Annotated in this window: 23 protein-coding genes; 17 read left to right on the top strand and 6 right to left on the bottom strand. The window is 61.7% G+C overall.

The genetic code is table 11. The features are described from left to right. Positions 1–76: 76 nt before the first annotated feature. The 4 genes from FHT28_RS34145 to groES form a co-directional block, all read right to left on the bottom strand. Positions 77–523 (bottom strand): hypothetical protein, encoded by a 447-nt coding sequence (locus tag FHT28_RS34145; protein ID WP_037200814.1) that lies wholly within the window; start codon positions 521–523, stop codon positions 77–79. A gap of 170 nt (positions 524–693) precedes the next feature. Next, positions 694–885 (bottom strand): hypothetical protein, encoded by a 192-nt coding sequence (locus tag FHT28_RS34140; protein WP_141694043.1) that lies wholly within the window; start codon positions 883–885, stop codon positions 694–696. Between the two features lie 118 nt (positions 886–1,003). Continuing rightward, positions 1,004–2,641 (bottom strand): chaperonin GroEL, encoded by a 1,638-nt coding sequence (gene groL, locus FHT28_RS34135; protein WP_037200815.1) that lies wholly within the window; start codon positions 2,639–2,641, stop codon positions 1,004–1,006. Positions 2,642–2,717: 76 nt separating this feature from the next. Continuing rightward, on the bottom strand, positions 2,718–3,014 hold the full coding sequence (gene groES / locus FHT28_RS34130; protein ID WP_034508496.1) for a co-chaperone GroES: 297 nt from the start codon (positions 3,012–3,014) through the stop codon (positions 2,718–2,720). Positions 3,015–3,279: 265 nt separating this feature from the next. Between groES and FHT28_RS34125 the strand changes: the two genes are divergently transcribed. From FHT28_RS34125 to FHT28_RS34090, 8 genes are all read left to right on the top strand, one after another. Continuing rightward, positions 3,280–4,101, top strand: a complete 822-nt coding sequence (locus FHT28_RS34125; RefSeq protein ID WP_168598675.1) for a sulfurtransferase/chromate resistance protein — start codon at positions 3,280–3,282, stop codon at positions 4,099–4,101. Further along, positions 4,098–5,534, top strand: a complete 1,437-nt coding sequence (chrA, locus tag FHT28_RS34120) for a chromate efflux transporter (protein ID WP_168598674.1) — start codon at positions 4,098–4,100, stop codon at positions 5,532–5,534. Before FHT28_RS34125 ends, chrA begins: the two co-directional genes overlap by 4 nt. Positions 5,535–5,626: 92 nt before the next feature. After that, the gene (locus FHT28_RS34115) at positions 5,627–6,475 is read left to right on the top strand and encodes a TIGR01459 family HAD-type hydrolase (RefSeq protein WP_168598673.1); all 849 of its coding nucleotides are present in this window, start codon (positions 5,627–5,629) and stop codon (positions 6,473–6,475) included. A gap of 15 nt (positions 6,476–6,490) precedes the next feature. Next, positions 6,491–7,474 carry a bifunctional riboflavin kinase/FAD synthetase gene (locus FHT28_RS34110; RefSeq protein ID WP_092572968.1) on the top strand — a complete coding sequence of 328 codons (984 nt, stop codon included), beginning with the start codon at positions 6,491–6,493 and terminating at the stop codon, positions 7,472–7,474. 134 nt (positions 7,475–7,608) lie between these two features. Further along, complete coding sequence (locus tag FHT28_RS34105) at positions 7,609–7,806, top strand: DUF3311 domain-containing protein (RefSeq protein ID WP_034508488.1); 198 nt, start codon at positions 7,609–7,611, stop codon at positions 7,804–7,806. Beyond that, the gene (locus FHT28_RS34100) at positions 7,796–9,271 is read left to right on the top strand and encodes a sodium:solute symporter family protein (protein WP_168598672.1); all 1,476 of its coding nucleotides are present in this window, start codon (positions 7,796–7,798) and stop codon (positions 9,269–9,271) included. Before FHT28_RS34105 ends, FHT28_RS34100 begins: the two co-directional genes overlap by 11 nt. Positions 9,272–9,568: 297 nt before the next feature. Next, complete coding sequence (gene ileS, locus FHT28_RS34095) at positions 9,569–12,451, top strand: isoleucine--tRNA ligase (protein ID WP_168598671.1); 2,883 nt, start codon at positions 9,569–9,571, stop codon at positions 12,449–12,451. 135 nt (positions 12,452–12,586) lie between these two features. Continuing rightward, the gene (locus tag FHT28_RS34090; RefSeq protein WP_037200826.1) at positions 12,587–13,222 is read left to right on the top strand and encodes a hypothetical protein; all 636 of its coding nucleotides are present in this window, start codon (positions 12,587–12,589) and stop codon (positions 13,220–13,222) included. A gap of 115 nt (positions 13,223–13,337) precedes the next feature. On the opposite strand, the gene FHT28_RS34085 is transcribed toward FHT28_RS34090, so the two are convergent. Beyond that, complete coding sequence (locus tag FHT28_RS34085) at positions 13,338–13,775, bottom strand: nucleoside deaminase (protein WP_173411350.1); 438 nt, start codon at positions 13,773–13,775, stop codon at positions 13,338–13,340. A gap of 93 nt (positions 13,776–13,868) precedes the next feature. Here FHT28_RS34085 and FHT28_RS34080 point away from each other — a divergent pair, with 93 nt between their 5' ends. Genes FHT28_RS34080 through FHT28_RS34070 form a run of 3 tightly spaced genes read left to right on the top strand, consistent with a single transcriptional unit; the run spans position 13,869 to position 17,405 of the window. Beyond that, complete coding sequence (locus FHT28_RS34080) at positions 13,869–15,947, top strand: pseudouridine synthase (protein ID WP_168598670.1); 2,079 nt, start codon at positions 13,869–13,871, stop codon at positions 15,945–15,947. A gap of 6 nt (positions 15,948–15,953) precedes the next feature. Continuing rightward, the gene (rsmD, locus tag FHT28_RS34075) at positions 15,954–16,520 is read left to right on the top strand and encodes a 16S rRNA (guanine(966)-N(2))-methyltransferase RsmD (RefSeq protein WP_168598669.1); all 567 of its coding nucleotides are present in this window, start codon (positions 15,954–15,956) and stop codon (positions 16,518–16,520) included. 18 nt (positions 16,521–16,538) lie between these two features. Then, positions 16,539–17,405 carry a patatin-like phospholipase family protein gene (locus tag FHT28_RS34070; RefSeq protein ID WP_037200832.1) on the top strand — a complete coding sequence of 289 codons (867 nt, stop codon included), beginning with the start codon at positions 16,539–16,541 and terminating at the stop codon, positions 17,403–17,405. Positions 17,406–17,439: 34 nt separating this feature from the next. Here FHT28_RS34070 and FHT28_RS34065 read toward each other — a convergent pair whose 3' ends face one another. Continuing rightward, a complete protein-coding gene (locus FHT28_RS34065; RefSeq protein ID WP_037200834.1) occupies positions 17,440–19,260 on the bottom strand; it encodes a monovalent cation:proton antiporter-2 (CPA2) family protein in 1,821 nt (606 codons plus the stop codon). 150 nt (positions 19,261–19,410) lie between these two features. Between FHT28_RS34065 and FHT28_RS34060 the strand changes: the two genes are divergently transcribed. The 6 genes from FHT28_RS34060 to lpxK all read left to right on the top strand — a co-directional run bounded on the left by FHT28_RS34060 (position 19,411) and on the right by lpxK (position 25,285). Further along, positions 19,411–20,763, top strand: a complete 1,353-nt coding sequence (locus tag FHT28_RS34060) for a TldD/PmbA family protein (RefSeq protein WP_168598668.1) — start codon at positions 19,411–19,413, stop codon at positions 20,761–20,763. A 27-nt stretch (positions 20,764–20,790) separates the two neighbouring features. Further along, entirely contained in the window at positions 20,791–21,600 is an 810-nt protein-coding gene (locus FHT28_RS34055; RefSeq protein WP_168598667.1) for a 3'(2'),5'-bisphosphate nucleotidase CysQ, read from the top strand. A 61-nt stretch (positions 21,601–21,661) separates the two neighbouring features. Then, positions 21,662–21,907, top strand: coding sequence for a DUF4170 domain-containing protein (locus FHT28_RS34050; protein WP_037200836.1), 246 nt, complete (start codon positions 21,662–21,664; stop codon positions 21,905–21,907). A gap of 180 nt (positions 21,908–22,087) precedes the next feature. Beyond that, positions 22,088–23,407, top strand: a complete 1,320-nt coding sequence (gene waaA / locus FHT28_RS34045; RefSeq protein ID WP_168598666.1) for a lipid IV(A) 3-deoxy-D-manno-octulosonic acid transferase — start codon at positions 22,088–22,090, stop codon at positions 23,405–23,407. Positions 23,408–23,419: 12 nt separating this feature from the next. Next, a complete protein-coding gene (locus FHT28_RS34040; protein ID WP_037200839.1) occupies positions 23,420–24,151 on the top strand; it encodes an HAD family hydrolase in 732 nt (243 codons plus the stop codon). An 84-nt stretch (positions 24,152–24,235) separates the two neighbouring features. Further along, positions 24,236–25,285, top strand: coding sequence for a tetraacyldisaccharide 4'-kinase (gene lpxK, locus FHT28_RS34035; protein ID WP_047640425.1), 1,050 nt, complete (start codon positions 24,236–24,238; stop codon positions 25,283–25,285). The last annotated feature ends 90 nt before the right edge of the window (positions 25,286–25,375 follow it).

The following is a 25,375-nucleotide window of genomic DNA, read 5'->3' as shown; positions in this document are numbered from 1 at the left end:
GGAGAGGGTTGGGGTGAGGGGCGGGCACGCAGGGGCGACGATGGTGAATTCACCTGACCATCATCGACAGTGGCTTCTACTGCCGGATGGCCAGCTGGCTGCCCGGCTCCAGCTTGAAGCGCGGAAACAGGAAGACGCCGACCAGGCTGCCGGCATGTTTTCCGTCGGCGGCGATGGATTCGCCGACGCAGAAGATTGGCTGGCGATGACCGCCGGTACCAAGGATCGTCGTTGAGTAGCAGAAGCAGGATGCAGCGGTAGCCCCTTGCTCGAAAATATCGAGGATGCGGATGCGATCATGCGCATCATAGCAATGCATCAGGCTCAAGAGACCGCATTCCGAGGAGCTCAGCCCGTGCAGCATGGTGCTCCACTGACCGAGCCGGATGATGCCGCTCGACAGGTCGCCCGTCCAACCTTCGGAAACACAAAACTGCGCCAGAAGATCGGGATCATGCCCCCCGAATTCCAGCGAGCCGGGAGCAAAGGGTGCGGAAAAATTGGCCTTGGCAATCTTGAACAATATGATCCTCACTTGAGCGCATGGTCCCCCGAGCGCGCTTCATTCGAATTCCGTCCATCTTCGGATGGAACGTCTCCCCCGCATGTCGCGCCTTCAGGAAAAGCAGAGCCGCATCTCCGCCGATTCCGTCTTTCGCCATGCTTTTCGGGTTGTCGATCCCGTCTATGAAGTCATTTCAAGTAATAAATCCGGACGCCATCATTCCCTGATGTCATGATTGTACGCAGGCGCTGATTAAGCGTGCCGAAAATAAGTAAAATTTGTGTGCATTGCAGCTTACCCTCTAAAATCGCTGCGCTGGGATTTATAGGGACTTTTTTGAAAACGGCAATGGGGCAGTTTGCGTAAATTTGCATGGCCATGAAACTTGCCGAACTTGCATCAAAACTGTTTCGGCACAAATGAAAAGGGCGACCCGAGGGCCGCCCTTCGTCAATTCCGGATGCCGGATTGAACAGTCATAATAAGGCTAAAGCCCTATCACATCATGTCCATTCCACCCATGCCGCCCATGCCGCCAGGCATAGCCGGAGCGTCCTTCTTCGGCAGTTCGGCGATCATGGCTTCGGTGGTGATCAGCAGCGAAGCAACAGAAGCTGCGTTCTGCAGAGCCGTGCGGACAACCTTGACCGGGTCGACGATGCCCATGGCGATCATGTCGCCATATTCAGACGTCTGAGCGTTGTAGCCGTAGTTGTCTTCGTTCTTGTCGAGAACCTTGCCGACAACGATCGAAGCTTCGTCACCAGCGTTTTCAGCGATCTGGCGAACCAACGCCTGCAGCGCACGACGAATGATGTTGACGCCGGCTTCCTGATCCTGGTTCTCACCCTTGGCGGTGATCTTCGTGGAGGAACGCAGGAGAGCGATACCACCGCCCGGTACGATGCCTTCCTGAACAGCAGCGCGCGTCGCGTTGAGAGCGTCGTCGATGCGGTCCTTCTTTTCCTTCACTTCAACTTCCGTCGAGCCGCCAACGCGGATCACGGCAACGCCGCCAGCGAGCTTGGCAAGACGTTCTTGCAGCTTTTCGCGGTCGTAATCGGAAGAGGTTTCTTCGATCTGAGCCTTGATCTGGGCAACGCGTCCTTCGATGTCGGACTTCTGGCCGGCGCCGTCGACGATCGTGGTGTTTTCCTTGGAGATCGAAACCTTCTTGGAACGGCCGAGCATGTCGAGGGTGACCGACTCGAGCTTGATGCCGAGGTCTTCGGAGATGACAGTGCCGCCCGTGAGGATGGCGATGTCTTCAAGCATGGCCTTGCGGCGATCGCCGAAGCCAGGAGCCTTGACGGCAGCGATCTTCAGACCGCCACGCAGCTTGTTGACGACGAGCGTTGCAAGAGCTTCGCCTTCGACGTCTTCAGCGATGATGAGGAGCGGCTTGCCGGTCTGAACGACGGCTTCGAGAACCGGGAGCATGGCCTGCAGGTTCGAGAGCTTCTTCTCGTGCAGCAGGATGAACGCGTCTTCGAGATCGGCGATCATCTTTTCCGGGTTGGTCACGAAGTAGGGGCTGAGGTAGCCACGGTCGAACTGCATGCCTTCGACGACTTCGAGTTCGGTTTCGGCGGTCTTGGCTTCTTCAACCGTGATGACACCTTCGTTGCCGACCTTCTGCATGGCTTCAGCAATATCGAGACCGATCTGCTTTTCGCCGTTTGCCGAGATCGTGCCGACCTGTGCGACTTCTTCCGACGTGTTGATCTTCTTGGCCTTGGCCTGGAGATCCTTGACGACTTCTGAAACGGCGAGATCGATACCGCGCTTCAGGTCCATCGGGTTCATGCCGGCTGCAACTGCCTTGGCACCTTCGCGAACGATGGCCTGGGCGAGAACGGTTGCGGTCGTGGTGCCGTCGCCGGCGATGTCGTTGGTCTTCGAAGCAACTTCGCGGACCATCTGGGCGCCCATGTTTTCGAACTTGTCTTCGAGTTCGATTTCCTTGGCGACCGTGACGCCGTCCTTGGTGATGCGCGGAGCGCCGAAGGACTTGTCGATAACGACGTTACGACCCTTCGGGCCGAGCGTTACCTTGACTGCGTCGGCGAGAATATCGACGCCACGAAGCATCTTTTCGCGGGCGCTGCGGCCGAATTTTACTTCTTTAGCTGCCATGTCTAAAAACTCCTGAATTCGCATTGTCCGGGTTTATGGCCCGTCAGCTGTATCGGAAAAGGGGAAACCGGCTGGATTAGCCGATGATGCCCATGATGTCGGCTTCCTTCATGATGAGAAGGTCTTCGCCGTCAAGCTTGACTTCGGTGCCCGACCACTTGCCGAACAGGATGCGGTCGCCGGCCTTGACGTCGAGCGGGACGATCTTGCCGGAGTCATCGCGAACGCCGGAGCCGACGGCGACGATTTCGCCTTCCTGCGGCTTTTCCTTGGCGGTATCGGGAATGATGATACCACCCTTGGTCTTTGCTTCGGACTCGACGCGACGAACGACGACGCGGTCATGAAGGGGGCGGAAATTGGTGCTTGCCATTGTCTAATCCCTCGATCAAATGACATTCACGGATCAGCGGGGGATCCGTATGGGCTGCGTTAGCACTCAGCATTGGCGAGTGCTAGCGACGGTGATTTAGGGGTGGCTAGCAAACGAGTCAAGAACGTGCCCGTGAATTTTTTCAAACCGCTCTTCATTGACTTGCTGCCGGTTTTGCCGGAAAATCCTGGGCATGGGGTTTGCGGATACCCCACGAGGCGTCATGCCGGAGTTTCGCGTCCATCTCTTTTGGAAGGGACGTAACATGACTTCGTTCAGCGCCATCACCCCCGAAAAGCTTCTTCGTCTGCTGGGCACGCCGAAAGCGCCCGCGATACTCGACGTTCGCAGCGTCGAGGATTTCGACGCCGATCCCTGTCTGGTGCCGGCCTCGCGCCGCCGGGATTACAAGGATGTTCAGGCTTGGGCCGCCGAATTTCACAACCGGAATGTCGTTTGCCTCTGTCAGCACGGCGGCAAGCTCAGCGAAGGCGTCGCCGCCTGGCTGCGGCTGGCTGGTGCCGCGGCGGAAATCCTCGACGGCGGTCTCGACGCCTGGCGGGCGGCAGGATTGCCGTTGATCCCGGTTTCGATCCTGCCCGATGCCAACGCGTCCGGTGCAACCGTGTGGGTAACCCGCGCCCGGCCGAAGATCGATCGTATCGCATGTCCCTGGCTGATCCGCCGCTTCGTTGATCCCGGCGCTTCGTTTCTCTTCGTGACGGCTCAGGAAGTCGACGGCGTCGCCGAACGCTTCGGCGCGACACCCTTCGATGTGGAGGGGGTATTCTGGAGCCACCGCGAGGAGGAATGCACTTTCGATACCATGGTGAGAGAATTCCGGCTCGACCTCCCGGCACTTCACCATCTTTCCCGCATCATCAGGGGCGCCGATACCAACCGGCTCGATCTTGAACCGCAGGCGGCTGGCTTGCTTGCCGTTTCGCTCGGCCTGTCGCGCATGTTTGCTGACGATATCGAACAGTTGGATGCAGGCATGTTGTGTTATGACGCGCTTTATCGCTGGTCGCGAGACGCGACCCAGGAAAAGCATGATTGGGTATCGCATGGAGCAAGAAGATCGTGAGCGAAACCGTTTTGGCTGACGATCTGGTTGCGAGCCCGTCCCTCAGCGAAGCCACACGCGTGTGGGCGCGCGTCGGCGCCTTGAGCTTTGGCGGCCCGGCCGGGCAGATCGCCCTCATGCATCGCATGATCGTCGACGAGAGGCGTTGGGTCGATGAGGAGCGCTTCCTGCATGCCTTGAGCTACTGCATGCTCTTGCCAGGCCCGGAGGCACAGCAGCTTGCGACTTACATCGGCTGGCTGCTGCATGGCTGGCGCGGCGGTTTGATTGCCGGTCTGCTGTTCATCCTGCCGGGCTTTGTCGTCATTCTGGCGCTTTCGGCTTTCTACGCCATTTTCCATGACACCAGCCTGCTTGCCATGATCTTCTTCGGCATCAAGGCGGGCGTGCTGGCGATCGTCTTGCAGGCGCTGATGCGGCTGAGCGGCCGTGCCCTCAAGAGCCGCTTCCATGTGGCGATAGCGATTGCCAGCTTCGTCCTTCTCTTCATCTTCGATCTGCCCTTTCCCATGGTCGTGCTGCTGGCCGGCCTTACCGGATATGGGCGGGTCCTCCATCGAGCCTGGCGTGACGAACGGTGGCGACCACGATTGCCGCGCCTGACGGCGCCAACCAGCCGCTTCGGATGGCTCGGAGGCGCTCAAGCGAAGGCGTCCGTCCTGACGATCCTGCTTTGGGTATTGATCTGGCAGGCGCCACTGTTGTTGGTGCATGCTCTCCACGGTCCACAGGATGTCGTCTCCGAGGCGCTCAGCGGTGAAACAAGCGTATTCGGCGCCATTTTCTCCTTTTTCTCACGCATGGCGATCGTCACCTTCGGCGGCGCCTATGCTGTTCTGGCTTATGTCGCGCAGACGGCGGTACAGCATTATGCCTGGCTGAAGCCGGGCGAAATGCTGGATGGTCTCGCACTTGCCGAGACGACTCCTGGGCCCCTCGTATTGGTTTTGTGCTTCGTCGGCTTCATGGCGGGATTTCGCAATCCCTTCGGCTTCGATCCTCTGTTTGGCGGTTTTCTCGGAGCGAGCCTCGCGGCCTGGGCGACATTTGCGCCGAGCTTCCTCTTCATTTTCGCCGGTGCGCCTTACATCGAAAAATTGCGCGGCCATTCGGGTCTTTCGGGCGCGCTTGCCGCCATCACGGCGGCCATCGTCGGCGTCATGACCAACCTTTCGGTTTGGTTCGGGCTGCATGTGCTGTTTGCGAATGTCGATCGGCTGGTGCTGTTCAGTCACCCCGTCAGGATTGACGGCGACGATTTCGCCAATGTACCGATCGCTGGTATCGCGTGGCCGAATTGGGGCACCCTTGATATTTCGGCGCTGTTGCTCTTCGTCCTCGCGGCCGTCCTGGTTTTCCGTCAGCGCGCCGGCGTTGCCACCGTGCTTAGCGTTTCTGCCGTGGCGGGTTCCCTGCTCCGGCTTGCCGCTTGAGCCCTGTGCGGCGCAAAAACCTGCGTATCGCTCTTGTAATTTGCCGGCCGGTTTGCGATGTCAGCCCGTGATTTATTTGACGCGAGGACCGCATGGGCAAACGTATCGGAAGCTTTCGCGAGATCGGCGGACTTTATGATGTTGCGCTCTGCGATGTGTGGGGCGTGCTGCATAACGGCGTCTCCGGTTACAAGGAAGCGTCCATCGCGCTGGAAGCGGCCCGCAGCCAGGGTCTGACCGTCGTGCTCATCACCAATTCCCCGCGCGTCGCTCCGAGGGTGGTCGAGCAGCTGCGCGTGATCGGTGTTCCCGACAGTGCCTATGACCGCATCGTCACATCGGGCGATGTCACCCGCAGCCTGATCGCCGAGGGTCCGAAAAAAGTGTTCCTGCTGGGGCCGGAGCGTGACATCGGCATCCTCGAAGGGCTCGACGTGCAGCGTGTCGAGGCGGGCGAAGCCGAAAGCATCGTCTGCACCGGCTTCTTCGACGACGAGACCGAAACGCCTGACGATTATACCGACATGCTGACGGCTTGGGCTGCCCGCAAGGTGCCGCTCATCTGCGCCAATCCAGACCTCGTGGTCGAGCGCGGCCACCGGATGATCCCGTGCGCCGGCGCCATGGCCGCCTATTACGAGCGGCTCGGCGGGCAGACGCGGATCGCCGGCAAGCCGCATCAGCCGATCTACGAAGCCGCGATTGCGGCAGCCCGCGAGGTGCGAAGTGAATTCCCGCTGTCGCGCGTCGTCGCCATCGGCGACGGCATGCCGACCGACGTGCGCGGCGCGCTCGATTACGGCCTCGATCTTCTTTACATCAGCCATGGCATCCACGCCCGCGAATACGTCGTCGACGGTCACACCGACGAAGCAGCCCTCGGCGCCTTCCTGGCGCGCGAGCAGGCCTCGCCGAAGTGGTGGATGCCGCGCCTTGCTTGACCGGAGTGGCAGACGATGACCGTTTTCCATCGCAACGAGACCCGCGACCCGCTTCCCGACGATCTCAAGGGCGGGGTCATCGCCATCGGCAATTTTGACGGTGTGCATCGCGGTCATCAGTCGGTCCTCGATCGGGCGCTGGAGATCGCCAGGGAGCGGGGCGTTCCAGCTCTGGTGCTGACCTTCGAGCCGCATCCCCGCACCGTGTTCAAGCCGGATCGGCCGGTCTTCCGCCTGACGCCGGCACCGCTGAAGGCGCGCTTGTTGGAAGCCCTCGGCTTCAACGCCGTCATCGAATACCCGTTCGACCGGACCTTTTCGCAGCGCTCGGCGGATGAATTCGTCCATTCGATCCTCATCGACTGGCTGCACGCCTCGGAAGTCGTCACCGGCTTCGATTTCCATTTCGGCCACGACCGTCAGGGCGGCCCCGCCTTCCTGATGAACGCCGGCAGCCACAATGGTTTCGGCGTGACGCTTATCGACGCCTTTCGCGACGAGAATACCGAGGTCATCTCCTCGAGCCGCATCCGCACGCTGTTGGCCGAGGGAGACGTGGGCCAGGTCGCCGGCATGCTCGGATATCGCTATACCGTCGAAGCGCCTGTCATCGGCGGCGAGAAGCTCGGTCGCACGCTCGGTTTCCCCACGGCCAATATGCAGCTTCCGCCGGAAATATCGCTGAAGGCCGGTATCTATGCCGTGCGGTTCCGTGCAGCGGACGGCGTCATCCGCGACGCGGTTGCGAGCTACGGCCGCCGTCCGACGGTCACCGACAACGGCGCGCCGCTGCTCGAGACCTATGTCTTCGATTTCAGCGGCGACCTCTACGGCCAGATCTGTTCGGTTTCCTTCTTCGGCTATCTCCGCCCCGAACTGAAGTTCGACGGCCTGGATGCGCTGGTCGCGCAGATCAGGAAGGACGAGGATGAGGCGAGGGCGCTGCTCGCCGGCGTCCGACCGCTTGGCGAAATCGATCGCTGCATCGCATTTTCCTGATATCATGCAAGGGGTTGGCTGGGCGAAGCGTGCCGCACCGCAGCATTTTTTTGCCTTGAGCCAACCTTCATATGCGTTAATCCTTATCGGCGATGAGGCGTGAGTCGGCGCGCCAGTCTCCGAAAGGTATTCGAATGGATAAACGCTTTGGAACGGCGGCCTGCTGGCTGCTCGTCATTCCCTATATCGGCTTGCTCTGGGTCCCCTTCTACAACAGCCATGATCCGGTCTTGCTCGGTTTCCCCTTCTTCTATTGGTATCAGCTGGCCTGGGTGCCGATCACCGCTGTCCTGACGTGGATCGCCTATCGGAGCATGCGCCATGACGACTGAGATCGATCCGACCGCACTCGCCGTCTTCATTTTCTTCTTGGCGCTCGTGACCGTCATGGGCTTTGTCGCCGCGCGCTGGCGCCGGCCGAAGACCCTTGCCCATATTGACGAATGGGGCCTTGGCGGCCGCACCTTCGGCACGTGGATTACCTGGTTTCTCGTGGGCGGCGACTTCTACACGGCCTATACCGTGATCGCCGTCCCGGCCCTGGTCTACACGGTCGGCGCCTATGGGTTCTTCGCGCTGCCCTATACCATCGTCGTCTATCCTTTCGTCTTCATAGTGATGCCGCTTCTCTGGAGGCGGGCAAAGGATCACGGCTACGTCACCGCCGGCGATGTCGTGCACGGCCAATACGGCTCGCGGGCGCTCGAATTGGCGGTCGCGCTCACCGGCGTCATCGCCACCATGCCCTATATCGCCTTGCAGCTCGTCGGCATGACGGCAGTGTTCAAGGCCCTGGGGCTTCACGGCGAACTGCCGCTCGCCGTCGCCTTCATCATCCTGGCGCTCTACACCTATTCGGCCGGCCTTCGCGCCCCGGCGCTGATCGCCTTCGTCAAGGACATCATGATCTACATCGTTGTCATTGCCGCCATCGCGCTCATCCCGGCGAAACTCGGCGGTTACGCCAATGTCTTTGCCGCCGCGGATGCGGACTTCCAGGCCAAGGGGGCAGGCAGCCTGCTGCTCGGCGGCAACCAGTATGTCGCCTATGCGACGCTGGCGCTCGGCTCGGCGCTCGCGGCCTTCATGTATCCGCACACGCTGACCGGCATCTTCGCCTCCAACAGCGGCAATACCATCCGCAAGAATGCCGTGTTGCTGCCGGCCTATACGCTGCTGCTCGGCCTGTTGGCCCTGCTCGGCTATATGGGCCACGCGGCACATCTGAAGCTGGATAGCCCCAATGATGTCGTTCCGGCGCTGTTCCAGTCGCTGTTCTCGAGCTGGTTTGCCGGCTTTGCCTTTGCGGCCATCGCCATCGGTGCGCTGGTTCCCGCCGCCGTGATGAGCATTGGTGCCGCCAACCTCTTCACCCGCAACTTCTGGAAGGCCTACATCAATCCGCAGGTTTCCGATGCCGGCGAGGCAAAGGTCGCCAAGATGACCTCGCTCGTCGTCAAGGTCGGTGCGCTTCTCGTCATCATTTTCCTGCCGACGCAATTCGCGCTCGATCTGCAGCTCTTGGGCGGCATCTGGATATTGCAGACGCTGCCGGCCCTGGTCTTCGGCCTCTATACCAAGTGGTTCCGCGCGCCGGCTCTGCTTGCCGGCTGGTTCGTCGGCTTCTTCGGCGGCACCTACCTCGTATGGGATGCCGGCTGGAAGCCGCTGCACATAGTCACGCTCGGAGACGCAAGCTTCACCGTCTATACGGGGCTGCTGGCGCTGGCAGCAAATATCGTTGTGTCGGTGATCCTCAATGCGGTCATGCCGGCGCGGGCGACGGCACACGCCTGATCGAAGCAATATCCTGTCGGCCGCGGGCGGAAACGTCCGCGGCCTTTCTGTGCGCTGCCGGCATTGTTTCCTCTTCCTTTCCTTGGAAAAAACGCCTATGAACCGGCGATCATGACCCAATTTCGGCTGAGCTTATCGATACGAATTATTGGCCCGGCCTTCCGCGCGCTTTAAGCTGCCGGGAGGTCCGGGTTCTTGGCGCCCGTTCCCGAGGCGCTTTCCGCCGCCGAAAAATCCCCATATGGCTGCGCCTGTTTGGCGCAAGACGCCCGAGACACCGAGGCAATTGTCAGAACTATGACCGATACCGCTGAAAAGATGGATTATTCCAAGACCCTTTACCTGCCGGAAACCGACTTTCCGATGCGCGCTGGACTGCCGCAGAAGGAGCCGGAGCTGGTGAGCCGCTGGCAGGACATGGATCTCTACAAAAAGCTGCGCGCCTCCGCCGCCGGCCGCGACAAGTTCGTGCTGCATGACGGCCCGCCCTACGCCAATGGCCACATCCATATCGGCCATGCCCTCAACAAGATCCTGAAGGATGTCATCACCCGCTCGTTCCAGATGCGCGGCTATGACAGCAACTACGTTCCCGGCTGGGACTGCCACGGCCTGCCGATCGAGTGGAAGATCGAGGAAAAATACCGCGAGAAGGGCAAGAACAAGGACGAGGTTCCGGTGAACGAGTTTCGCCAGGAATGCCGTGATTTTGCCGCCGGCTGGATCAAGATCCAGGCCGAGGAGTTCAAGCGCCTCGGCATCGTTGGCGATTTCGATAATCCTTATCTGACCATGAATTTCCATGCGGAATCCCGTATCGCCGGTGAGCTCTTGAAGATCGCCCGCAGCGGGCAGCTTTATCGTGGCTCCAAGCCGATCATGTGGTCGGTGGTCGAGCGCACGGCGCTGGCTGAAGCCGAAGTCGAATATGCGGATGTCGAGAGTGATACGATCTGGGTGAAGTTCCCGGTCGTTGAAGGCCCGGCCGAGCTTGCCGGGACCTTTGTCGTCATCTGGACGACGACGCCCTGGACGATCCCCGGCAACCGTGCGATCGCCTATTCCCAGCGCGTTTCCTATGGTCTCTACGAAGTGACGGAAGCCGCCAATGATTTCGGGCCGCGCCCTGGCGAGAAGCTGGTCTTTGCCGACAAGCTTGCCGAGGAATCCTTCGCCAAGGCAAAGCTACAATACAAGCGCCTGAACGATGTCACCGCAGACGATCTGGCAGCGCTCACCTGCGCGCATCCGCTGGCTTCGCTCGGCTACGGCTTCAAGGTGCCGTTGCTGGACGGCGATCACGTGACCGACGATGCGGGCACCGGCTTTGTGCATACCGCACCCAGCCACGGCCGCGAGGACTTCGACGCGTGGACGGGACATGCGCGTGCGCTCGAAGCGCGCGGCATCTCGTCCACCATCCCGTTCCCCGTCGATGACGCTGGCTTCTACACCGCCGATGCCCCCGGGTTCGAAGGCGGCCGCGTCATGGACGACAACGGCAAGAAGGGCAATGCCAACGACCTCGTCATCAAGGCGCTGATCGAGACGAACACGCTCTTCGCGCGCGGACGGCTGAAGCATTCCTATCCGCATTCCTGGCGCTCGAAGAAGCCGGTGATCTTCCGCAACACACCGCAATGGTTCGTCTACATGGACAAGGACTTCGCGGACGGCTCCACGCTGCGGTCGCGCGCGCTGAAGGCGATCGACGATACCCGCTTCGTGCCTGCTGCCGGCCAGAACCGTCTGCGCGCCATGATCGAACAGCGCCCGGACTGGGTTCTGTCGCGCCAGCGCGCCTGGGGCGTGCCAATCTGCATCTTCGTCGACGAGCAGGGCAACATCCTGCAGGATGACGGCGTGAATGCTCGCATCCTCGAAGCCTTCGAAGGCGAGGGGGCTGACGCCTGGTTCGCAGACGGCGCCCGCGAGCGCTTCCTTGGCGAGAAGGCCAACGAGCCCTGGACGCAGGTCATGGATATCCTCGATGTCTGGTTCGACTCGGGCTCGACCCATACGTTCACGCTGGAAGATCGTCCGGACCTCAAGTGGCCGGCGGACGTCTACCTCGAAGGCTCGGACCAGCATCGCGGCTGGTTCCATTCGTCGCTGCTCGAAAGTGCCGCGACGCGTGGCCGCGCGCCTTATGACACGGTGGTCACGCATGGCTTCACCATGGACGAGCAGGGCCGCAAGCAGTCGAAGTCGCTCGGCAACGTCGTCGCCCCGCAGGATGTGATGAAGGACGCTGGCGCCGATATCCTGCGCCTCTGGGTCATGACAACGGACTATTGGGAGGATCAGCGTCTCGGCAAGGCCATCATCCAGACCAATGTCGATGCCTATCGCAAGCTGCGCAACACCATCCGCTGGATGCTCGGCACCTTGGCGCACGACACGGGCGAGGTGATCGCTTACGCCGACATGCCGGAGCTGGAGCGGCTGATGCTGCATCGCCTCGCCGAGCTCGACGAGCTGGTGCGCGAAAGCTACGACGCCTTCGACTTCAAGCGCATTGCCCGCGCCCTCATCGATTTCGCGAATGTCGAGCTCTCGGCCTTCTACTTCGATGTTCGCAAGGATGCGCTCTATTGCGACGCGCCGTCGAGCCTGCGCCGCCGCGCGTCGCTCGCTGTCATCCGCACTATCTTCGATTGCATGGTGACGTGGCTGGCGCCGATGCTGCCGTTCACGACGGAAGAGGCGTGGTTGTCGCGCAATCCGTCGGCGGTATCAGTCCATCTCGAACAGTTCGTCGCCGTACCAGTCGAATGGAAGAACGAGGCCCTGGCCGAGAAGTGGAAGAAGATCCGTGCCGTGCGCAGCGTCGTCACCGGCGCGCTGGAAATCGAGCGCAAGGACAAGCGTATCGGCTCGTCGCTGGAAGCCGCCCCGACCGTCTATGTCGCCGATCCGGAGCTGCTGAAGGTGCTTGAAGGACAGGATTTCTCGGAAATCTGCATCACTTCGGGCATCACGATCGAGAGTGGTGAAGGCCCGGCGGATGCTTTCCGTCTCGATGATGCCGCCAAGGTCAGCGTCGTGCCGAAGCTTGCCGAAGGCCGCAAATGCGCGCGCTCCTGGCGCATCACCACCGATGTGGGCTCCGATCCCCAATACCCGGATGTCTCGGCGCGTGACGCCGCGGCCCTGCGCGAATTGATGGCTGTCAACTGAAGAAAATTGCCGGGTGAATTGCCTTTGCGGCGTTCATCCGGTAAAAGCTGCCTGAAAATGGCCTGATTTTTACGGCAGTTGCCGTTGAATGGGGTTCTGCTACATTTTGTTCCGGCATGGCTGGGAAGGGTTTTCATGAGAGCGATGCATAGCGTTCGTGTCGGCGTCAGCTTGGCGGCACTTGTGATTGGCTGCGGCGTGATGTCTGGCTGCCTCAGCAGCCCGACTTACGGCACCGACAAGACGGCAGGTGTGCAGCTTCTGGACGATCTTGGCGATATCGCTTCCATTTCGGCCGCGACGCCGAAGGACAAGGGCGTGAAATATCCGAACCGCCCCGGTCTGGTCGTTCCTCCCGATAAGGACAAGGCCAACCTGACTCAGCCGCAGCAGTCGCTGGCAAGCAAGGACAATCCGGCCTGGCTGGAATCGCCTGAAGACGCACGCAAGCGTCTTGCCGATGAAGCAGACCAGAAAAAGAACGACGTCAATTATCGTTCGCCGCTGGCTCAGGCCGACAGTACCAAAAACCGCATGACCGAAGCACAGCAGACGGCGGCCTATCGCGCCGCGCGTCAGGATCAGGCCGGCACCTATATCGACCAGCGCCGCTACCTGATCGACCCGCCGCAGCAATATCGTCAGGTTTCCGATCCGACTGCCCTCAACGATGTCGGTACGCCCGAGTCGAAGAAGGAAAAGCAGCGCAAGAAGGACGCCGAAGCCGCACAGCAGACCAACAACAGCAGTTGGTGGAAGCCCTTCCAGTAAGCAGTTCACAGGGCGGCCGTCCTGCATAATTCTCTAAATCGGAATCGATTTAATGGAAAATTATGCAGTATTTTAAAGTGTTGCAGCGCCGCGCGGCGCTGTAAGCCGCCGCTTTTCAGCCTTCGGAGCGTTTCGGTTGAAAGAAGCCTCTGAGGATCTCGGCAGATATTGTTTCCCCGATACCGGAGTAGACTTCCGGCGCGTGATGGCAGGTCGGCTGATGGTAAAAGCGTACGCCATTGTCGACGCCGCCTCCCTTCGGATCCTCGGCGCCGTAATAGAGGCGGCGGATGCGCGCAAACGAAATCGCAGCGGCGCACATGGTGCAAGGCTCCAACGTGACGTACAGATCGGCGCCCGCAAGACGCTCTTGCCCCAGGTCCTCGCAGGCCAGGCGAATGGCGACGATTTCAGCGTGTGCGGTGACGTCGTTGAGCTCGCGGGTACGATTGCCGGCCTTGGCGACAACCCGGTTGTCAAGCACGAGGACAGCGCCGATCGGCACTTCGCCACGTTCGCCGGCGCTGCGCGCTTCGGCCAGCGCAAGCTCCATGAATTGATTTGTAGCCGCCATTCAAGATTTTCCACTTAACCGCAAGGGCGCGACCTGATAGGAACACGCCTTAAAAATTCAGGCAAACAACAAATGACAATGAATGACAAGCCCAAGCGGCCTGGGTCTAAACCCTTTGCTGGCGACAAGCAGACGATAAAACGTGATGGCGCGAAGCCGGTAAAGGCCGCGGTAGCCCGCGCTACGGATGAGACAGTAGCCGGAGACGGAAAGGCGGAACGCATTTCCAAGGTGATGGCGCGCGCCGGCGTGGCCTCGCGCCGCGACATCGAGCGCATGATCATGGACGGCCGCGTCAGGCTGAACGGTGTGCTGCTGGATACGCCAGTCGTCAATGTGACCCTCACGGACAAGATCGAAGTGGACGGCATGCCGATCCGCGGCATCGAGCGCACGCGCATGTGGCTCTACCATAAGCCGGCCGGTCTGGTGACCACCAATGCCGATCCGGAAGGGCGCCCGACCGTCTTCGACAACCTGCCCGAAGAACTGCCACGCGTCATGTCGATCGGCCGTCTCGACATCAACACCGAAGGCCTGCTGCTGTTGACCAACGACGGCGGGCTCGCCCGCGTGCTGGAACTGCCGACCACCGGCTGGCTGCGTCGCTACCGCGTGCGCGCCCATGGCGAGATCGATCAGGACGCGCTCGACAAGCTGAAGGAAGGCATTGCCGTCGACGGCGTGCTCTACGGCTCGATCGAGGCGACGCTCGACCGCACGCAAGGATCCAACGTCTGGATCACCATGGGCCTGCGCGAAGGCAAGAACCGCGAAATCAAGAACGTGCTCGGCGCGCTCGGCCTCGAGGTCAACCGTCTGATCCGCATTTCCTACGGCCCGTTCCAGCTTGGCGATCTGCCGGAGGGTCGCGTATTGGAAGTGCGCGGCCGCACGCTGCGCGATCAGCTCGGCCCGCGTCTGGTCGAAGACGCCAAGGCGAATTTCGATGCGCCGCTCTACAATGCCCCGGCGGTTGCCGGCGAGGATGAGGCCGAGGCCAAGCCGGCAGCACATGCCGCAAAGGAAGAGCGCCCGAGGCGTGACCGCGAGCGTCCCGAGGACAAGCGCGAGCGCGCCTTGAGCCGCCTCGACACTAAGCGCGACGATCGTCGCGACGAGGGACGCCGCGAAGGCGGCCGCAAGGAGGATGACCGCCCGAAGCGCCAGCCGCTCGGGTCGCGCCGCAGCGCCAATGTCTGGATGGCGCCCGGCGCCCGTCCGCTCGGCGAAAAGGCTGCTGCGAAAGCTGCCAAGAATACCAGAACCGCCGCCAAGCGCGGCGAGCCAGAGCGTCCGCAACGCAGCGGTTTCGACCGTCCGGACGAAGGCCCCCGCGTTCGCGTCAATCGCGTCGACGAGGCGGATGGTGAATGGATCCGTTCGAGCGAGGAAGCACCGCGCAAGTCGCGCGGCGATGACGAAGGCTCCGATCGCAAGCGCTCAGATCGCCCCCGTGGCGACCGTCCTTTCGGCGATAAGCCCCGTGGTGACCGTCCCTTTGGCGACAAGCCCCGTGGCGAGCGGACGTTCAGCGATCGTCCCCGCGGCGAACGTGGCTCGCGGCCGGAGGGTAGTGACCGTCCCCGCGCGAAATCTTTCCAGGGCGAAGCCCGCTCCGAGCGTCCCCGTAGTGAGCGCCCGGTCGGGGATCGCCCGCCGCGTGGCGACCGTCCCTTTGGCGACAAGCCGCGCGGTGCTCGCCCTTATGGTGACAAGCCCCGTGGCGATAGGCCATTCAGCGACCGTCCCCGTGACGACCGCCGGCCCCGCGCCGAGGGCGAGGAACGTCCGCGCGCAAGATCGTTCGATGGCGAGCAGCGTTCCGAACGTCCTCGCGGCGATCGTCCATTTGGGGATCGTCCGCCGCGTGGCGACCGACCCGCTGGTGATCGCCCGCAGGGCGAACGTTCTTTCGGTGACCGGCCGGCCGGCAAGCCCTTCGGCAAAAAGCCGGGCGGCGGCAAATCCTTCGGCGGCAAGCCGGCTGGAAAGCCTGGCGGTTCGCGCGGTTTCTCAGGCAAGCCCGGCGGCGCGGGCCGTCCGTCCGGTGGCCCAAGTCGCAGTGGCCCAAGTCGCAGCGGCCCAAGTCGCAGCGGCCCGAGCCGTGGCGGCCCTGGTAGGGGCGGCCCCAAGGGCGGAAAGGGTTGACGCGCGGTGAGGATCGTCGGCGGTGAGTTTCGCGGTCGCTCTCTTGCAACGCCGAAGTCGAACGATATTCGTCCGACGGCGGATCGCACGCGCGAGAGCCTGTTCAATATTCTGAGCCACGCCTATCCCGAAGCCATCGACGGCACGCGGATGATGGATATTTTCGCCGGCACCGGCGCAGTCGGGCTGGAAGCGGCATCCCGTGGCTGCCGCCATGTGCTTTTCGTCGAAAGCAGTGTCGAGGGCCGTGGCTTGCTCTGGGAAAATATCGATGCGCTTGGCCTGCACGGCCGCACGCGCATGCTGAGGCGCGATGCGACGGATCTCGGCAGCGTCGGTAACCTCGAACCTTTCGATCTTCTCTTCGCCGATCCACCCTATGGCAAGGGGATGGGCGAGAAGGCCTTTGCGGCCGCCGCAGATGGCGGCTGGCTCGTGCCGGGCGCCCTGGCTATCCTCGAAGAGCGGGCAGACGTGACGATTGCCGTCCCGTCGGATTTCCTGTTTCTGGAGGAGCGGACCTTCGGCGACAGCAAGATGCATTTCTTCCGTTATCAGCCACAGGCGGCCTGACGGGGGAAGGAGAGAAAGATGGGCGACTACGCTGATTTCGTCGGCAGCGACTATACGCTTGCTGTCTCCAGCACGCCGAGCGTGGCGGTTGCCTTCGGCTGTGGCGGCGCGCGGGGTCTCGCCCACATCCATATCATCGAGGCGCTGGACGAACTCGGCATTCGCCCCGTTGCGATCGCCGGGGCTTCCATCGGCTCGATCATGGGCGCTGCCATGGCGGTTGGCATGAGCGGCGCCGAAATCCGCGATCATACCCTTGCAACGGTCGGCAATCGCCCCGCCGTGCTCAACAAGATCTGGAGTTTGCGGCCGGTAAACATGCGCAGCATCCGCTTCGGTCAGTTCAATCTCGAACGCATCCTGCGCACTTTCCTGCCGACCACCTTTCCTGAGAATTTTGCGGATTTGCACATACCGCTGAAAGTGGTGACGACGGATTATTACGAGCAGGCCGAGGTGGTGATCGAAAAGGGCGAACTTTTTCCGGTGCTCGCCGCATCCGCTGCTATCCCTGCCGTTTTCATGCCGGTCAAACTCGGCGAACGGGTGATGATCGACGGCGGCATCATGAACCCCGTTCCTTATGAGCATCTGGCCGGGCTTGCCGATATCATCATCGGCATCGACGTCGTCGGCGGCCCGGAAGGCAATGGCAGGCATATTCCGAACCGCATCGAAAGCCTGTTCGGTGCCGGCCAGCTGACCATGCAGTCCAACATCGCCTTGAAACTGCGCCTGCAGGCACCGCAAATCTTCCTGCGGCCGGCTGTCGGCCGCACCGGTGTGCTTGACTTCCTGAAGGCGCGCGAGATTCTCGCGATGTCGGCCGGCGTCAAGGACGAGCTGAAATTCGCCCTCGACCGGGTGATAACAGCGAAGAATTAGGCGCTATTCCGAGCCAACATCCTGTCAAAAGATACTAAGCCCGCTCCGGCTCCTCCTGCGGCAGCGCCACGAGATCGTCAGCGTCGCTATACGCTTCGGCCGCGCGCTTCGGCTTGACCAGCGGTTCCGGCTTGACAGGACGTGAATAGAGCATGTCGGTACCCGCCTGCAGCCCCTCGCTCACCTGCAGCACGAGCCGTTGCTCGTCGCGCTTGCGGATATCCTCGCCGATCTCATAGGCCTCGGCTTCGCTGACGCCGAGGGCCTCCAGCGTGCGGCGGCCGAAGAGCAGACCGGATTCCAACGTCTCGCGCAGCTCGTAATCCACGCCCTTGTGACGCAGTTCGATCGAATGAATGCGGTCATAGGAGCGAACGAAGAGGCTCGCATGCGGATAGTCCGTCTGGACGAGCTCGACGATCTTGTCGGTAACCTCGCGCAGATGCGTGCTGACGACGACGATCTTGGCGCGATCGATGCCGGCGGAGCGCAGCACCTCCTTGCGGGTGCCGTCGCCAAAATAGATGCGGAAACCGAAGCTCGACGCCTGGCGGATACGATCGGCGGAAAAGTCGATGACGGTGACGTCCCGGCCGCTGGCGAGCAGGATCTGCGCGGCGATCTGGCCGAAACGCGAAAAACCGATCATCAGCACATCGGAACCGGCGCCCTCGAAATCCTCGTCCAGTTCCTCCTGCGTGTCCGCCGTTATCAGGCGTTTCGAAAGCGCCGCGCTGAGCGGCGTCAGTGCCATGGACAACGTGACGATGGCGATCAACATCGATGCGGTGCTGGCCGAGAAGAGGCCGCCGCTGGCGCTGGCCGCGCTGAACAGCACGAAGCCGAATTCGCCGCCTTGCGGCAGCAGACCGGCGATGCGGACGGCGTCGTTATGCGGCGAGCCGGCCACACGGCAGAGCGCGTAAATCACGATTGCCTTGACGATCATGACGACGGGAACGGCAAGCAGGATCAGCACCCAGTTGTCGACGATCACGTCGAGTTTCAGCGACAGGCCCACCGCGATGAAGAAAATGGCGAGCAACACGCCGCGGAAGGGCTCGATATCCGCCTCCAGCTCATGACGGTAGGAGGATTCGGCCAGCATCACGCCGGAGAGAAAAGCGCCCATTGCCATGGAGAGGCCGGCAAGCTGCATCAAGGTCGCCGATCCCATGACCACCAGGAGGGCAGCGGCAATCATCGCCTCGCGCGCGCCGGTGCGGGCGATCACCTGGAACAGCGGCGTCAGCAGATAGCGACCGGCGATGATCATCGCCGCCACCGCGCCGACGGCGACCGCCAGGTCAGGCAGGGGATTGGTGGCCTCCTTCGGCCCGTCGAGAACGGTGACGAGCGCAAGAAGCGGCACGATCGCCAGATCCTGCAGGAGTAGCATGGAGAAGGAGCGCTGGCCGTACTTCGTGTTGACGTCGCCCTGCTGCTCCAGGATCTGCATCGCGAAGGCCGTAGAGGAGAGGGCGAGGCCGAAGCCGATGATGATGCTGCCCTGCCAGCCGGCAATATTGGCGAGATAGGCGGCGAGCGTCAGCGCCAGTCCGCTGAGGATCACCTGCGCGGAGCCGAGACCGAAAATATCGCGCCGCATCTGCCAAAGCCGAGACGGCTTCAGTTCGAGGCCGATGATGAACAACAGGAAGACGACACCCAGCTCCGCGACGGCGAGCACCGCTTCGCTGTCGCCGATGCCGTGCAGGATCGGGCCGATCACCACGCCGGCTGCCAGATAGCCAAGCACTGTGCCCAGCCCCAGTTTCTTGAAAATCGGCGCCGTGACGACGGCGCCTCCGAGCAGCATCAGGGTTTCGGTGAAAAGGCTATTGGGGGCGGACATCGTCTGTTTCTTTCCGTAGGGCAGGCGGTGTTGCAACACATGACTGCGATAAACAGCCATGCGTGAAGAGATTAGAACAAGAATCGGCTCGGCCGCCCTTGATGCTTTATGTAGTGCACAATAAATGGAACGCGAATGAAAGGCCAAATCATGTCTTCAGAAATCGATTCCGCCGCTCTGCTTTCCCGTGCCAGCCAGTTGATCGACCTTGCCCGGAAAGCCGGGGCGGATGCGGCCGATGCCGTCGTCGTGCGATCGCGAGCCCAGTCCGTCAGCGTTCGCCTCGGCCAGGTGGAGGGCACCGAGTCCTCCGAAAGCGATGATTTCTCGCTGAGGGTCTTCGTCGGCAACCGTGTCGCCAGCGTTTCCGCCAATCCCGGTTTCGATCTGCAGGCGCTTGCCGACCGCGCCGTGGCAATGGCAAAGGTGTCGCCGGAAGATCCCTTTGCCTGCCTTGCCGACGAAGGCGACCTTGCCAAGAGCTACCCCGATCTCGAACTCTTCGATCCCACAGAGGTTTCCTCCGCCGAATTGCGGGAAGCAGCGCTTGCGACCGAAGCGGCGGCGCTCGCCGTGCCCGGCGTCAGCAATTCCGTGGGTGGGTCTGCGTCCGCCGGCATGGGCGGCCTGGTTCTCGTCACCTCACATGGCTTTGCCGGCCACTATATGGGATCGCGCTTCGGCCGCTCCGTCAGCGTCATTGCCGGTGAAGGCACCGGCATGGAACGCGACTATGATTTCGACAGCCGTCTCTATTTCGCCGAGCTGGACACGGCCGAGGAGATCGGGCGCCGCGCTGGCGATCGTGTCGTCAAGCGCATCAATCCGCGCCAGGTTCCCACGGATAAGAACGTCACCGTCGTGTTCGATCCGCGCGTCGCGCGCGGCTTCGTCGGCCATATCGCCGGCGCGATCAACGGCGCCTCCGTTGCCCGCAAGACCAGCTTCCTGCGTGACAAGATGGGCCAGCAGGTCTTGAAGGCCGGGCTTTCGATCACGGACGATCCGCTGGTCGTGCGCGGCCCGGCTTCTCGGCCCTTCGACGGCGAGGGCGTCTCCGGCAAGCGGCTGGTCATGATCGAGGATGGCGTGCTGAAATCCTGGTTCCTTTCCACGTCAGCTGCGCGCGAGATCGGCGGTGGTCTCAAGACCAACGGCCGCGGCGTTCGCGGCGGCACGGCGGTATCCCCGTCCTCCACCAATCTGGCGCTGGAACCGGGCGATATATCCCCGGAGGAGCTGATCCGCAGTGTCGGAACAGGTTTCTACGTCACCGAACTTATCGGTCAGGGCGTCAACATGATCACCGGCGAGTACAGCCGCGGCGCCACAGGCTTCTGGATCGAGAACGGGGAGTTGACCTTCCCGGTTTCGGAGGTGACGATCGCCTCCAATCTGAAGGACATGTTCATGCGCGTGACGCAGGCCAACGACATCGACCGCGATTTCGGCGTCGCCGCCCCGACGCTCGCCATCGAAGGCATGACGCTGGCAGGACGCTGAGGAGTAAGTAGAGATTGGAATCTGTGAATGCGCGATAGCCAGAAGGCCGGCCGGCTGAGCGATGTGGACCTGATTGTCGAGGCCGCGCTCGAGGCAGGCAGGATCGCTCTCGGTTTCTTCCGGCAATCGCCGGAGGTCTGGTGGAAGAATGGTGGCCTCTCTCCGGTGAGCGCCGCCGATTTTGCCGCCAATGAAAGCCTTGCCGCTATCCTGCGTTCGGCGCGCCCCGGCTATGGCTGGCTCTCGGAGGAGACCGATGACGACGCCGATCGGCTGTCGCATCAAACCGTCTTCGTCGTCGATCCGATCGACGGCACCAGGGGCTTCCTCGCCGGATCGGACTTGTGGTGCGTCAGCGTCGCCGTCGTCACGGATGGTCGCCCGGTGGCGGGGGTTCTGTACGCGCCGTCCCTGGATGAGCTGTTCGTGGCGACAGCCGGAGGCGAGGCGTCGAAGAACGGCAAACCGATCCATGTCTCGCAAAGGTTGGGCGACGATCCTCATCGGCTGGCGACCGGCGAAGATATGCTCACGGGCTTCGATCCGGATTTCCGCAAGACGGTCGAACGGGTGAAACACATCCCCTCGCTTGCCTATCGCCTTGCCATGGTTGCGGACGGCCGCCTGGAAGCGACGCTCGTCAAGCGCAATTCCCACGACTGGGATCTGGCAGCCGCCGACCTCATTCTGGAGCGGGCCGGCGGCGCGCTCGTCGATCTCTCCGGCAATGCGCTGCGCTACAATCGCGCCGAAGTATCGCATGACGAGCTTTGCGGCGCGCCGGCATCGCAGCTTCCTGAATTTCTCCGTCAACTTTCGCACCGACGAGACAGTTGACCTTTTGGTCAAAATCCCGCAGATGAAGGGCGGAGGGGGACGACAGTAGAAAGAGACGAAAATGACTGATACCAGCGGCAAAAAGCAGCTCCTGCACCTAGTCTTCGGTGGTGAATTGGAAAACCTCGAAGAGGTCCAGTTCCGCAACCTCAACGAACTCGATATCGTCGGCATGTATCCCGATTATGCGAGTGCCTTGACGGCGTGGAAATCCAAGGCGCAGCAAACTGTCGACAACGCCCATATGCGTTATTTCATCGTCCATTTGCATCGTCTGCTCGATCCGCAGGAAAAAGCGGGATCTTGAGGTCGTTTCATACCGAAATTTGCATTTGATATTTCCCTCCGATGAGGCGTTATCGCTTTAAATCCGACTGTGAAACAGTATCTTTGACACAATAGGAACGAAAAATCGGCCGTTTATTCGGCCGTTTGATAATTGGGATTTGGCATCGATGATGATCAGCTGGGATAGGAGTCGATCGAGATGAGCAGCCTCAGGGCGCGCTTTGCCTTGAGCGCCTATCGTTTTGGCGGGATCGCTGTCTATCCGTTCATCGGGCCTTACCTTGCGGTTCGTGCCGCGAAGGGTAAGGAAGATGGTTCCCGCAAACTGGAGCGTTCCGGCTATGCGAGCGCCAACCGCCCGCAAGGGCCGCTGATCTGGTTCCATGCCGCAAGCGTCGGCGAGACCTCGGCGGTCATCCCGCTGATCCGCGAAATCCGTCGTCGCGACATCCACGTCATTCTGACGACCGGCACGATCACCTCGGCAAAGGTGGCGCATGAGCGTCTCGGCGAGGAGGTCATCCATCAATATGTGCCCCTCGATCTGAAGCCGGCGATACGACGTTTCCTCGATTATTGGCAGCCCGATTGCGCGATTTTCGCCGAATCCGAGATCTGGCCGACCACCATCACCGAGCTTGGTCGCCGGCGCATCCCGCAGATCCTCGTCAATGCCCGCATGTCGGACCGCTCCTACGCCCGCTGGAGCAAGCATCCCTCGCTTGCCGAAGCGCTGTTCGAAAATCTCGCTTTGGTCGTTGCCCAGTCCGATCTCGATGGAGAGCGCTTCCGCGATCTCGGCGCCGTGCAGGTGACCAGATCGGGCAATCTCAAGGTGGATACCGACGCGCCGTCCCACGATGCGTCAACGCTTGCCGGCTACATGAAGCAGATCGGCGGCCGCAAGACCTGGGCTGCGGTTTCGACTTTCGAGGGCGAGGAGGCCGCTGCAGCCTCCGTCCACAAGATGCTGAAGGAGCATAACGGCCAGCTCACCATTATCGTGCCACGCCATCCCGAGCGCTGCGATGCGATCGAGGCGATGCTCGTGGAACAGGGGCTGAAGGTGGCGCGCCGCACTCGCAACGATATATTGTCATCCGACGTGGATGTTTTCCTTGGCGATACGATCGGCGAGATGGGCCTTTATCTGCGCATGACCGAAGTTGCCTTCATGGGCAAATCGCTGTTCAACGAGGGCGGCCAGAATCCACTGGAGCCGGCCATGCTCGGCTGCGCGATCCTGACCGGCGGCCATGTCCAGAATTTCCGCGATGCCTATCAGGTGCTTGCCCGTCGCGGCAGTGCCCGCATGGTGCGCGACACCGAGATGCTGGCTCGCGGCGTTCATTATTTGCTGACCAACGACACGGCGCGGCGCGGCATGATCGATGCCGGTTTCGTGGCCGTGCATGAGATGCGCGGCGCACTGGCAGCAACGATCAAGGGGCTCGAGCCCTATATCAATCCGCTTACGGTGAAGGCGCGGCTGCTGCCGAAGACGATGGCGAACGGCTAGGAAAGGAACGGCATGGCGGCGGTCAAGCTGGGAGCGATTGCGGGGCTTCTTTTCGACAAGGACGGCACGCTGCTCGACTATGACGCGAGCTGGTTGCCGGTCAATCGCGAGCTTGCCCGAATTGCCGCGCATGATGATGCCGTCCTCGCGGATCATCTGCTTTCCGCATGTGGCATGGATCCCAAGACAGGCCATATCGTGCCGGACAGTCTGCTGGCGGCCGGCAACACGCGCCAGATTTCCGAAGGTCTTGTGGCGGCCGGCTCGAAGATGGACCTATCGGAGCTGATAGAAAGGCTCGACGCACTCTTTGCGCATGCGGCGGATTTTTCCTCGCCCGTCACCGATCTCGCCGGCTTCTTCCGTCGGTTGCATGAACGGGGCTATAAGCTCGGGGTCGCCTCCAGCGATAACGAGCGCTCCATTCGCCAGACCGCCCGCCGCTTCGGTTTCATCGACTATCTCGATTACATCGCCGGCTACGACAGCGGTTTCGGCACCAAGCCGGAGCCGGGCATGGTGCTCGGCTTCTATGCGGCAACCGGTCTTTCGCCAGTACAGGTCGCTGTCGTCGGCGACAACAATCACGATCTTCACATGGGGCGCAACGCCGGCGTGGGGCTGACCGTCGGCGTGCTGACGGGAACCGGCTCGCGCGAGACGCTGACAGCCGCATCCGACTATTGCCTCAACGACATTACCGAACTGGAGAGCCTGCTCATGCCGGTTGCTCAATTGGCGTGATCTTGCCAAAGGCTTGCTTTTTCACCCGATCTGCCCTTTTCTGCCGCTTTGCTGAAGGCGCAGGGGCGAGGCTGGATTAGAAATATGGTATCGGAAGCACCACCTTTCTGGTGGCGAAAACCGGATTGGCGTGCCTGGGGGCTCTCACCCTTTTCCTTCCTCTATGGCCGCATTGCCGGACACCGCATGGTGAACGGCAAACGAGCATCCGTGCCGGTGCCGGTCATTTGCGTCGGCAACTTCACGGTCGGCGGGGCCGGCAAGACGCCGACGGCGCTCGCTCTGGCTCAGGCTGCGAAAGCCAAGGGCATGAAGCCCGGGTTCCTCAGCCGGGGCTATGGCGGCTCTCTCGATGTTACCACAGTGGTCGATCCCGAACATCACCATGCCACGGCTGTCGGCGATGAGCCGCTGCTGCTTGCCCGCGAGGCGCTGACGGTGATTGCCCGTCGCCGTGCCGAGGGCGCGGAGCGGCTTGTGCGTGAAGGCGCGGATCTCATCATCATGGATGACGGTTTCCAGAGCGCGCAGCTAGCAATCGATTATGCACTGGTGGTGATCGATGCCGGCAGAGGCATCGGCAATGGCCATCTCGTTCCCGGCGGTCCGGTGCGCGCGCCGCTGCGCACGCAGCTTCTCTATGCATCCGCTTTGTTAAAGGTCGGCGATGGCAATGCCGCCGATCGCATCGTTCGGCTTGCCGCGCGGGCCGGAAAACCCTTCTTCGCCGCCTCCGTCAAGGTGCGCGGCCAGGAGGATCTGCGCGGCCGCAATGTGCTCGCTTTCGCCGGCATCGCCGACCCCGGCAAATTCTTCCGCACGGTCGAGACGCTCGGGGCGAATATCGCCATTCGCCGCACTTTCGGAGATCATGAGCATCCGGGCGAGGACGAGGTTGCGGATATTCTCGATATCGCAGCGCGCGAAGGCCTCCAGATCGTCACGACATCAAAGGATTACGTTCGCCTGATCGGTCATCACGGCCGCGCCGACGAGCTGCTTGAGCGTTGCCGCGTCATCGAGATCGATATGGTTTTCGACGATCCGCAGGCTCCAAAGCTGATCATCGACAGGGCGATCGCGACGGCTCGCGAACGGCGCTTACGGGAAGGAAGGACCGGCAAAAGCGGCTAGAGCGTTTCTGCTTTTAGCTGAATCGGGAAGGGATTCCGTTTTTGGTTGATTTGTGATTCAAGATGTTGGCTGGAGTGGAGGCCAGCATCT

Origin of the sequence: Rhizobium sp. SG570 (assembly GCF_012275345.1) — a bacterium.
Lineage (GTDB): Bacteria > Pseudomonadota > Alphaproteobacteria > Rhizobiales > Rhizobiaceae > Rhizobium > Rhizobium lusitanum.
Note: the sequence above shows the minus strand (reverse complement) of the source record. Positions and strands in the feature narration are given on the sequence as shown.

What these genes read in the sequence shown, in the direction of transcription:
- FHT28_RS34140 (WP_141694043.1), bottom strand. Translation starts at nt 885, where the DNA reads ATGGCCATGCAAATTTACGCAAACTGCCCCATTGCCGTTTTCAAAAAA.
- groL (WP_037200815.1), bottom strand. Translation starts at nt 2,641, where the DNA reads ATGGCAGCTAAAGAAGTAAAATTCGGCCGCAGCGCCCGCGAAAAGATG.
- groES (WP_034508496.1), bottom strand. Translation starts at nt 3,014, where the DNA reads ATGGCAAGCACCAATTTCCGCCCCCTTCATGACCGCGTCGTCGTTCGT.
- FHT28_RS34125 (WP_168598675.1), top strand. Translation starts at nt 3,280, where the DNA reads ATGACTTCGTTCAGCGCCATCACCCCCGAAAAGCTTCTTCGTCTGCTG.
- FHT28_RS34115 (WP_168598673.1), top strand. Translation starts at nt 5,627, where the DNA reads ATGGGCAAACGTATCGGAAGCTTTCGCGAGATCGGCGGACTTTATGAT.
- FHT28_RS34110 (WP_092572968.1), top strand. Translation starts at nt 6,491, where the DNA reads ATGACCGTTTTCCATCGCAACGAGACCCGCGACCCGCTTCCCGACGAT.
- FHT28_RS34105 (WP_034508488.1), top strand. Translation starts at nt 7,609, where the DNA reads ATGGATAAACGCTTTGGAACGGCGGCCTGCTGGCTGCTCGTCATTCCC.
- FHT28_RS34100 (WP_168598672.1), top strand. Translation starts at nt 7,796, where the DNA reads ATGACGACTGAGATCGATCCGACCGCACTCGCCGTCTTCATTTTCTTC.
- ileS (WP_168598671.1), top strand. Translation starts at nt 9,569, where the DNA reads ATGACCGATACCGCTGAAAAGATGGATTATTCCAAGACCCTTTACCTG.
- FHT28_RS34090 (WP_037200826.1), top strand. Translation starts at nt 12,587, where the DNA reads ATGAGAGCGATGCATAGCGTTCGTGTCGGCGTCAGCTTGGCGGCACTT.
- FHT28_RS34085 (WP_173411350.1), bottom strand. Translation starts at nt 13,775, where the DNA reads ATGGAGCTTGCGCTGGCCGAAGCGCGCAGCGCCGGCGAACGTGGCGAA.
- FHT28_RS34080 (WP_168598670.1), top strand. Translation starts at nt 13,869, where the DNA reads ATGACAATGAATGACAAGCCCAAGCGGCCTGGGTCTAAACCCTTTGCT.
- FHT28_RS34070 (WP_037200832.1), top strand. Translation starts at nt 16,539, where the DNA reads ATGGGCGACTACGCTGATTTCGTCGGCAGCGACTATACGCTTGCTGTC.
- FHT28_RS34065 (WP_037200834.1), bottom strand. Translation starts at nt 19,260, where the DNA reads ATGTCCGCCCCCAATAGCCTTTTCACCGAAACCCTGATGCTGCTCGGA.
- FHT28_RS34060 (WP_168598668.1), top strand. Translation starts at nt 19,411, where the DNA reads ATGTCTTCAGAAATCGATTCCGCCGCTCTGCTTTCCCGTGCCAGCCAG.
- FHT28_RS34055 (WP_168598667.1), top strand. Translation starts at nt 20,791, where the DNA reads ATGCGCGATAGCCAGAAGGCCGGCCGGCTGAGCGATGTGGACCTGATT.
- FHT28_RS34050 (WP_037200836.1), top strand. Translation starts at nt 21,662, where the DNA reads ATGACTGATACCAGCGGCAAAAAGCAGCTCCTGCACCTAGTCTTCGGT.
- waaA (WP_168598666.1), top strand. Translation starts at nt 22,088, where the DNA reads ATGAGCAGCCTCAGGGCGCGCTTTGCCTTGAGCGCCTATCGTTTTGGC.
- FHT28_RS34040 (WP_037200839.1), top strand. Translation starts at nt 23,420, where the DNA reads ATGGCGGCGGTCAAGCTGGGAGCGATTGCGGGGCTTCTTTTCGACAAG.
- lpxK (WP_047640425.1), top strand. Translation starts at nt 24,236, where the DNA reads ATGGTATCGGAAGCACCACCTTTCTGGTGGCGAAAACCGGATTGGCGT.